This window comes from Streptomyces sp. NPDC002825, from assembly GCF_040295385.1.
Lineage (GTDB): Bacteria > Actinomycetota > Actinomycetes > Streptomycetales > Streptomycetaceae > Streptomyces.
Map to the genome: position 1 here is coordinate 206,511 of NZ_JBEOVH010000010.1, position 8,975 is coordinate 215,485.

General features: G+C 72.4%; 10 protein-coding genes. 5 read left to right on the forward strand and 5 right to left on the reverse strand.

From position 1 onward, the window contains the following. Window positions 1-6: 6 nt before the first annotated feature. From ABT041_RS16220 to ABT041_RS16235, 4 genes are all read right to left on the reverse strand, one after another. Entirely contained in the window at window positions 7-1,170 is a 1,164-nt protein-coding gene (locus tag ABT041_RS16220; protein ID WP_351184458.1) for a GGDEF domain-containing protein, read from the reverse strand. Window positions 1,171-1,280: 110 nt separating this feature from the next. After that, window positions 1,281-2,069, reverse strand: coding sequence for an enoyl-CoA hydratase/isomerase family protein (locus tag ABT041_RS16225; protein ID WP_351184460.1), 789 nt, complete (start codon window positions 2,067-2,069; stop codon window positions 1,281-1,283). A gap of 62 nt (window positions 2,070-2,131) precedes the next feature. Further along, window positions 2,132-3,271, reverse strand: a complete 1,140-nt coding sequence (locus ABT041_RS16230) for an adenylate/guanylate cyclase domain-containing protein (RefSeq protein WP_351184462.1) — start codon at window positions 3,269-3,271, stop codon at window positions 2,132-2,134. 274 nt (window positions 3,272-3,545) lie between these two features. Further along, window positions 3,546-4,391, reverse strand: a complete 846-nt coding sequence (locus ABT041_RS16235; protein WP_351184464.1) for a biotin--[acetyl-CoA-carboxylase] ligase — start codon at window positions 4,389-4,391, stop codon at window positions 3,546-3,548. 134 nt (window positions 4,392-4,525) lie between these two features. Between ABT041_RS16235 and ABT041_RS16240 the strand changes: the two genes are divergently transcribed. The 4 genes from ABT041_RS16240 to ABT041_RS16255 all read left to right on the forward strand — a co-directional run bounded on the left by ABT041_RS16240 (window position 4,526) and on the right by ABT041_RS16255 (window position 7,502). Continuing rightward, window positions 4,526-6,118 (forward strand): acyl-CoA carboxylase subunit beta, encoded by a 1,593-nt coding sequence (locus ABT041_RS16240; RefSeq protein ID WP_351184466.1) that lies wholly within the window; start codon window positions 4,526-4,528, stop codon window positions 6,116-6,118. 27 nt (window positions 6,119-6,145) lie between these two features. Beyond that, window positions 6,146-6,358, forward strand: coding sequence for an acyl-CoA carboxylase epsilon subunit (locus ABT041_RS16245; protein ID WP_351184468.1), 213 nt, complete (start codon window positions 6,146-6,148; stop codon window positions 6,356-6,358). 370 nt (window positions 6,359-6,728) lie between these two features. Further along, window positions 6,729-6,857, forward strand: a complete 129-nt coding sequence (gene mmpB, locus ABT041_RS16250) for a morphogenic membrane protein MmpB (RefSeq protein WP_086822151.1) — start codon at window positions 6,729-6,731, stop codon at window positions 6,855-6,857. A 39-nt stretch (window positions 6,858-6,896) separates the two neighbouring features. Continuing rightward, complete coding sequence (locus ABT041_RS16255; RefSeq protein WP_351184470.1) at window positions 6,897-7,502, forward strand: nucleoside triphosphate pyrophosphatase; 606 nt, start codon at window positions 6,897-6,899, stop codon at window positions 7,500-7,502. 1 nt (window position 7,503) lies between these two features. On the opposite strand, the gene ABT041_RS16260 is transcribed toward ABT041_RS16255, so the two are convergent. Next, window positions 7,504-7,941 (reverse strand): hypothetical protein, encoded by a 438-nt coding sequence (locus tag ABT041_RS16260; protein WP_351184472.1) that lies wholly within the window; start codon window positions 7,939-7,941, stop codon window positions 7,504-7,506. Window positions 7,942-8,325: 384 nt separating this feature from the next. On the opposite strand from ABT041_RS16260, the gene ABT041_RS16265 reads away from it, so the two are divergent. Further along, window positions 8,326-8,975 (forward strand): biotin carboxylase N-terminal domain-containing protein (locus ABT041_RS16265; RefSeq protein WP_351184474.1); only part of this gene is annotated, 650 nt, incomplete at its 3' end.

An 8,975-nucleotide genomic window follows, 5' to 3' on the forward strand; every position in this document is an offset into this window, starting at 1 on the left:
CCCCGGTCAGGGGCCCCGGGGCGACTCCCCCGGCGGCGGCTCCACCGGCGGAGAGACCACCGGCGGCGCGTCACGGAAGCGGCGGCGGTCACGGGCCCCGGGAGGAGCGTCGGCCAGCCGGATGACCGTACCGTCACGGCCCGCGACGACGGGCTTCGTCGAGCGGTCGGCCTTGGCCTGGTACTGGGCGGCGTCGGCGAGCCGGAACAGGCGCCGGGCCGACTTGAGGGCCCCGATGGGGTCGCCGGTGGACGCGACCCCGCAGGCCACGCCCTCGCCGAGCTCCAGCTCCGCGGCCCGGACGCACAGCTCCTCGGCGACCGCGACGACCTCGTCCGCCGACGGGCCGACGGTGAGCAGACAGAACTCGTCGCCGCCGAGCCGGGCCGCGAGGGCGCCGGGGAGCCTGGCACCGCAGCGGGAGAGGACCGAGCCGAAGCGCTCCAGGAGACGGTCGCCGACGGCGTGCCCGTGGGTGTCGTTGACCCGCTTCAGCCCGTTCAGGTCGCAGACCAGCAGGCTCACCACCGAGCCGTCCGCCCGGTAGCGCTCGATCGCCTCGTCCAGGCGGGTGTCCACCGCCCGCCGGTTGGCCAGGCCGGTCAGCGGGTCGGTGAAGGCCAGCTTGCGGACCTCCTCCAGGCGCTCGGCCTGCGCGATGCCGGCGGCGACGACCGCGGCCAGGACGGTCGCGAAATCGGCGTCCGCGCGAGTGAAAGGTTTCTCCTCCGGCGGGCGCGCCACGTACAGCTCGCCCCACGCGCGCCCGTGCAGCACGATCGGCGCGACGACGCAGCAGCCGCGACCCCGCCGCCGCAGCCCCGTCACCCGGCCGGTCGGGACGGGGTCGGCGGCGGTCTCCACCCAGGCGTCCGGCTCGCCGCCGCCCGCCCACTGCTCGTGCAGGAACTCGGTGATCTCGGGGAACTGGTGCACCGGATACGTCTCCGAGTCCGGGAACTCCTCCTCGCCCACGGCCCGGTCCCCGGCGTTCACCAGGACCTTCAGCCGGCCGTGGTCCCGCTGCCAGACGGAAAGGGCGGCGAAGGTCCCGTCGAGCCCCTCGCAGGCCCCGAGCGCCGCCGCCCGCCAGAACTCACGCGGAGTGTGCGCCGCCGCCATCCCCTGCGCCAGCGCCACTACGGCCCGCAGCCGCACATCCTCACCCATTCCTCCAGCTTAGGGAGGTTTGATCCGTTTTCCCTTCCGAGACGTCACCGTAAGTCACATTTGGTACAAAACGGTAGGAATCCTGGTCCCAGGGTGAGATCCCGCAGGGGTCACTCGCCGGGCCAGTTCGGCTTCCGCTTCTCGTTGAAGGCCGCCACACCCTCGGCCCGGTCGCCCGAGAAGGCCACCGAACGCCAGGCCGCGTCCTCGACCTCGAGGCCCGCCCGCAGGTCCAGACCCTGGCCGAGGCGCATCGCCTTCTTCGCGGCGCGCAGGCCGACCGGAGAGTTCGCCGCGATCCGTCCGGCGAGCTCCAGGGCCGCCGTCCGGGCGTCGTCCTCCAGGAGGTCGACCAGACCGAGCTCGCGGGCCTCCGCCGCCTCCACCCGGCGGGCCGTGAAGACCAGCTCGGCGGCGCGCGCCGCGCCCACCCGGCGCGGGAGCAGCTGCGTACCGCCGCCGCCGGGGATGACGCCCACGGAGACCTCGGGGAGGCCGACGACGGCGGTCGCGTCGGCGACGATCACGTCGCAGGCGAGCGCCAGCTCGAAGCCGCCGCCGAGGGCGAAGCCGTGCACGGCGGCGACGGTCGGCATCGGCAGCTCCAGGACGCCGGTGTAGCAGGCGCGGGCGGTGGGGCGCTGGCGGACGAGCTCGGCGTCGGTGAAGGAGTTGCGCTCCTTGAGGTCGGCGCCGACGCAGAAGGCGCGGTCGTTCGAGGAGGTCAGGACGGTGACGCGGACCTCGGGGTCGGCGGCGAGGGCGTCGCAGGCGGCGCCGATGGAGCGGGCCATCTCGGAGGAGACGGCGTTCATGGCCTTGGGCCGGTCGAGGACCAGCTCCGCGACGTGACCGTCCTTCCGGACCACCACGAACTCACCAAAGCGCTGCTCGGACATGACCGCACACCCTCCCGGTTCGGGCCTGTTAACGGGTGTTAACAGGCATTCACCGGGAGATCCTAAGTCGGGCGGCGGCTCAGGAGCCAGGGTTCGACGACGCCGAGGCCACGGACCGGGCGCTGCCACATGGGCTGGAGCGCGAAGCGGTACGTGGCGGCCCGGCGGCCCTCCTTCTCGGCGCGGGCCGCCTCCTCGGCCGCCTCCGCCTCCGACGCGGGCGCCTCGCCGGTCCTGGTCAGCTCCTCGGCGAGCGCGCCGTCGACGAGGACGGCGTCCTTCGGGGCTATCGAGGTGAGGCGGCTGGCCAGGTTCACGGTGGTGCCGAAGACATCGCCCATCCGGGTCGTCACGGTGCCGAACGCGATGCCGACGCGCAGCGCGGGCATCGTCTCGTCGTGACCGAGGGTCTCGATGAGCCGCAGCGCGATCTCGGCGGCCGTGCCGGGGTCGTCGGCGCAGTACAGCACCTCGTCGCCGAGGGTCTTGATGAGCCGGCCGCCGTGCGCGGCGACCAGGTCGGCGCAGGTGGTCTCGAAGGCCTCGACGAGCTCGCCGAGCTCCTCCTCCTCCAGACGGCGGGTGAGCCGGGTGAAGCCGACGAGGTCCGCGAAGCCGACGGCGAGCCGCCGGTCGACCATCTCCTCGTCGTCGGCGGCCTGGACGACCCGGCCGGTGGCGGCGGCGAGCTGCCGGCGCCACACGTAGATCAGGAACTCCTCCAGCTCGGGCAGGAGCAGCTCGACCAGCGGATACGTGACCTCGGTGCGGGTCATGCCGGGCTCGGGCGGCTCGGTGAGGCCCTCCAGGAAGGAGTCGATCTGCCACTCGGCCAGGCGGGCGGTGGTCTGTCCGGTGGAACGGGCGACCTGCACGGCCATCGGCTCGCTGAGCAGCCCCGCCTCGACGAGACCGGCGAGCCGCCGCAGGGCGAGGACGTCGGCCTCGGTGAGCGCCTTGGCCTGGCCGATGTCGGCGAAGCCCATGGCCCGCCAGAAACGGGAGGCCAGCTCCATCGAGACGCCGGCGGTGCGGGCGGCCTGGAACGGGGTGTAGCGGCGGTCGGCGCCGAGGATGAGCTGTTCCAGACGGATGGCGAGCGGGTCGTGGGTCGGCTCGGCCGTGTGGTCGACCTCGTGGTGGGGGGTGGGGTACGTCGGCGGTTCGGCTCCGCCGCCCGCGTTCGCGTCGTCGACGGTCACCGGCCGCCTCCTGCCCGTTCCCTGCCGCTGCCCACGTGTCCTGCCGATCTGTCGCCTTCGATCGCGGTCCACGATACGGCAGGTGTGTGCTGGCTCACCCCCGTACGCGAGCCGCACGGGTCGTACGGGCCCGCCCGTGGCCGCGCCTGATCGTGCGGGCCCTGCGGTGTGCGGGCCCTGCGGTGTGCGGGCCCTGCCGACGTGCGGGCCCACCCGTTCCTCCCCCCTAGGACCTCGTCCTAGGGGGAGCCCCAAGCGGAAGGCATGCCCACACCTAGGTCCGGAGGTGGACGATGTCACCCGCTCCCACCGCTTCCGTGCCGCCGCCCTCCGTTGCGACGACCAGGCGGCCGTCGCCGTCCAGGGCCACGGCCTCTCCCTCCAGCATGCGCTCGCCGGGGAGCTCCGCGCGGACGCGGCGGCCGAGCGTGGCGCAGCCGGCCGCGTAGGCGGCCTGGAGGCCGGAGACCTCGGGGTCGCCCTCGGCCCGTACCCAGTCGCCGTACCACTGGGCGAGGGAGCGCAGGACGGCCCGCAGGAGGGTGTCGCGGTCGGTGGAGACCGCGCCGGCGAGGAGGAGGGAGCCGGCCGCCGGGACGGGCAGCTCCTCGGCCCGGAGGCTGACGTTGATGCCGAGGCCGACGACGATGGCGTCGGCGCCGGCCCGCTCGGCGAGGATGCCGCCGGCCTTGCGTTCCTCGCCGCCGACGGAAACCAGCACGTCGTTGGGCCACTTGAGGGAGGTGTCGACGCCCGCGGCCTTGGCGAGGCCGGTGGCGGCGGCCACTCCGGTGAGCAGCGGGAGCCAGCCCCAGCGGTGGACGGGCACGTCCGGCTTGAGGAGGACGGAGAGGAAGAGTCCGGAGCGGGCGGGCGCGGTCCAGGTGCGGTCGAGCCGGCCGCGGCCGGAGGTCTGCTCCTCGGCGACGAGGACCGCTCCTTCGGGCAGCTCGTCGGCGCGGGCGGCGAGGTCACTGTTGGTGGAGCCGGTGGTGGTGACCACGTCGAGCGAGGTCCACAGCCCGTCGGGAAGGACGAGGGCACGGCGCAGCGCGGGGGCGTTCAGCGGAGGCCGGTCGAGGTCGGACCAGGGTCCGCCGGAGCCTTGAGAGGACGTCATGCAAGCCAGAGTAGGTGTGGCAAAGACCGCAGTGCCGAACCGTATCGGCGTCGATACGCTACGGGTCAGTAGGCCAGCAGTAGCCCATTCGTAGTCAACGAACCCCCCGTGACCAGGCAGGGAGCCGCATCCCGATGTCCGAGCCGGCAGAGCAGTACGAGATCGACATTCACACGACCGCGGGCAAGATCGCGGACCTCAAGCGCCGCATCGGCGAGGCCACGCACGCCGGCTCGGAGCGCGCGGTGGAGAAGCAGCACGCGAAGGGGAAGCTGACCGCGCGCGAGCGGATCGGCCTGCTCCTCGACGAGGGCTCCTTCGTGGAGCTGGACGAGCTGGCCCGGCACCGGTCGACGAACTTCGGTCTGGAGAAGAACCGGCCGTACGGCGACGGTGTCGTCACCGGCTACGGCACGGTGGACGGCCGCCCGGTCGCCGTGTTCTCGCAGGACTTCACGGTCTTCGGCGGCGCGCTGGGCGAGACGTACGGGCAGAAGATCATCAAGGTGATGGACTTCGCGCTGAAGACGGGCTGCCCGGTCATCGGCATCAACGACTCCGGCGGCGCCCGCATCCAGGAGGGCGTGAGCGCGCTCGGCATGTACGGCGAGATCTTCCGCCGCAACACGCACGCCTCCGGGGTGATCCCGCAGATCTCCCTGATCGTCGGCCCGTGCGCGGGCGGTGCGGTGTACTCCCCCGCGATCACCGACTTCACGGTGATGGTGGATCAGACCTCGCACATGTTCATCACCGGCCCGGACGTCATCAAGACCGTGACCGGCGAGGACGTGGGCTTCGAGGAGCTGGGCGGCGCCCGGACGCACAACTCGACCTCGGGCGTGGCGCACCACATGTCGGGGGACGAGAAGGACGCGATCGAGTACGTGAAGTCCCTGCTGTCGTACCTCCCTTCGAACAACCTCTCGGAGGCCCCGGCCTTCCCGGAGGTCGCGGAGACCGAGGTGACGGACGAGGACCGCGAGCTCGACACGCTGATCCCGGACTCGGCGAACCAGCCGTACGACATGCACAGGGTCATCGAGCACGTCCTGGACGACGGTGAGTTCCTGGAGACGCAGGCGCTGTTCGCGCCGAACATCGTGACCGGCTTCGGCCGTGTCGAGGGCTTCCCGGTCGGCATCGTGGCCAACCAGCCGATGCAGTTCGCCGGCTGCCTCGACATCAACGCGTCCGAGAAGGCCGCGCGGTTCGTCCGCACCTGCGACGCCTTCAACATCCCCGTCCTGACCTTCGTCGACGTTCCCGGCTTCCTGCCCGGTGTCGACCAGGAGTACGGCGGCATCATCCGGCGCGGCGCGAAGCTGATCTACGCGTACGCCGAGGCGACGGTCCCGCTGATCACGGTCATCACCCGCAAGGCCTTCGGCGGCGCGTACGACGTCATGGGCTCCAAGCACCTGGGCGCCGACCTGAACCTGGCGTGGCCGACGGCGCAGATCGCGGTCATGGGCGCGCAGGGCGCCGTCAACATCCTGCACCGCCGGACCATCGCCGATGCGGAGGACCAGGAGGCGGAGCGGGCGCGGCTGATGCAGGAGTACGAGGACGCGCTGCTCAACCCGTACATCGCGGCCGAGCGCGGCTACATCGACGGGGTGATCCTGCCGTCGGACACGCGGCCGCAGATCGTGAAGGGCCTGCGTCAGCTCCGTACGAAGCGGGAATCCCTGCCTCCGAAGAAGCACGGCAACATCCCGCTCTAGCCCCTCCCGGACCCTCAAGGAGCCGACATGATCAAGGTCGTACGAGGCAACCCGACTCCGGAGGAGTTGGCCGCCGCACTGGCGGTGGTTCAAGCCCGGGCCGCGGCCACGGCGGCGGCGTCCGCCGGGGCGGGCGGCCCGGCGGTGCCGGAGGGGTGGTCGGATCCCTCCCGCATCGCGCGGTCGGTACGGCACCGGCCGGGCCCCCGGGCCTGGGCGCGGTCGTACTGGCCCGTGTAGTCGTCCGGGCAGTCGCCGCCTGGACGACGTTCGGCAGGGCCCCGTAGGCCCGCCGCTCCCCGTCGCGTAGTCGTCGCGGTACGAGAGGAAGGCCGGATCCCGTGTGCGGGGGTCCGGCCTTCGCGCTGCCCCGGGCCGTTCGCGTACGGCGGAGGAAGACGCCCGACAGGACGGCTCCGGCGGCGACGATCGCGGCGTTGACGAGGACCGCGCGGCCGATGCCGTCGACGGAGCGGGGGCCGAAGCGGCCGATGGCGGCCCGGGACGGGGTGTTCGTACGGGACGGAGTGCGCGAATAGTCCTTTCGCGCAGGGGTGCCTGAGTATCCGTACTCAGGCGCCACGGCCGCCCCACCAGCAGGATCGGGAGCATGCTGTGGTCGGACCCGGAGAACAAGCCGCCGAAGTTCCTCCGCGAGATGCAGGCGCTGATCAGTCGTACGGGTGTGCTGCTCGCCGTCGCCGCGGTCCTGGCCGTACTCCTGACGGGCACCCGCTGAGAGCCACCGGCGACCGGCGGACCCGATTACGCTGCCCCCATGACTGCTGATCCGCGCCGTGTCGTGCTCGCCTCCGCCTCCCCCGCCCGGCTCGGTCTGCTCCGGCAGGCCGGACTCGACCCCGAGGTGATCGTGAGCGGCGTCGACGAGGACAAGGTCCACGCCCCGACCCCGGCCGAACTCGCGCTCGCCCTCGCGGAGGCGAAGGCCGCCCATGTCGCCGCGAAGCCCGAGGCGTTCGGCGCGCTCGTCATCGGCTGCGACTCGGTCCTGGAGCTCGACAAGCAGGCCCTCGGCAAGCCGGCCGACGCCGAGGAGGCCACCGCGCGCTGGAAGTCGATGCGCGGCCGCGTCGGCATCCTGCAGACCGGCCACTGCGTGTACGACACGGCCGCCAAGCGCTACGAGTCGGCGACGGCCTCCACCGTGGTCCGCTTCGGCGAGCCGACGGACGAGGAGATCGCCGCGTACGTGGCGAGCGGCGAACCGCTCCACGTGGCGGGCGCGTTCACCCTGGACGGCCGCTCGGCCCCGTTCATCGACGGCATCGACGGCGACCCGGGCAATGTGATCGGCCTGTCCCTGCCGCTCCTGCGCAGGCTGCTGCGCAAGCTGGACGTCGAGATCACCGACCTCTGGTCCTGAGTCAGCCCGCGGCCGGCGTCCCCTCGGGGGCGTCGGCCTTCCGGGTGGGCTCGTTCCCGTACGCCACCAGGGTGAGGACGACGAGGCCGAGCACGGTCACCAGGAAGGCGAACGCGGGCCAGCCGAGCAGGGCGACGGCGACCGCGCCGAGGATGCCGTGGACGACCGCGCAGCCGATGAGGAGGCCGCGGCCGAAGCGGCCCGGGCGGCGGTCGCGGACGCCGGCGACGAGGGCGACGAGGGCGCAGACGGCGAGGGCGACGCCGGAGGCGATGCCGAGCGCCCAGGTGCCGGTGACCATCGCGTCGGGATCCATGCCGTCGAGGGACATCGACTGGGCCTCCACGAAGCCCGCCATGACGGCGTTGATCGCGACGATGCCGGGCGCTTCGAGGAAGAGCACCGCGGCCGTCACGAGCGCTATCGGTCTGCGGGCCACCTCGGCCACCCCCTGGATTCGCCTGTTACCGGCAGTACGGTCGACAGCGCGAAGGCTACTGGCCGGTAAACCCTCGGACAAGAGTTCGCGCACGGCGGGCGACGGCGGCCGGCCGGGCGGCGACGGGGCAAAGAATCGTTGAGCCATTCGTAGGGACTCCACAAAGAAACCCGAACGGCCCCTGGCCGGAAGAACAGAGACCTGCGCCACACCTCGGAGCTACTGTGCCGTAAAGGAACCCTGCGTACCGTGGTGCGACAAGGGAATTCACGACCCGAGCGGGCCCGGGGTCACGCTCCGTGTGGGCAAGCTCACCACTGGGGACGGCTCGAAAGACCGTGTCGGCAGTCCCTAAACTCAGCTTGTTTCAAGGAGGGAGCCATCGTGCGCAAGGTGCTCATCGCCAACCGTGGCGAAATCGCTGTCCGTGTGGCCCGGGCGTGCCGGGACGCGGGTATCGGCAGCGTGGCCGTGTACGCCGATCCGGATCGGGACGCTCTGCATGTCCGGGCGGCTGACGAGGCGTTCGCTCTGGGCGGTGACACCCCGGCCACCAGCTACCTGGACATGGCCAAGGTGCTCCAGGCCGCCAAGGACTCCGGGGCGGACGCGGTCCACCCGGGTTACGGCTTCCTTTCCGAGAACGCGGAGTTCGCGCAGGCGGTCCTGGACGCGGGTCTGACGTGGATCGGTCCGCCGCCGCAGGCGATCCGGGACCTGGGTGACAAGGTCGCCGCCCGTCACATCGCGCAGCGCGCCGGTGCGCCCCTCGTGGCGGGCACCCCGGACCCGGTCTCGGGCGCGGACGAGGTCGTCGCCTTTGCCGAGGAGCACGGCCTGCCGATCGCGATCAAGGCCGCCTTCGGCGGTGGCGGTCGCGGTCTGAAGGTCGCCCGCACCCTCGAAGAGGTCCCCGAGCTGTACGACTCCGCCGTCCGCGAGGCCGTCGCGGCCTTCGGCCGGGGCGAGTGCTTCGTCGAGCGCTACCTCGACAAGCCGCGGCACGTCGAGACCCAGTGCCTCGCCGACCAGCA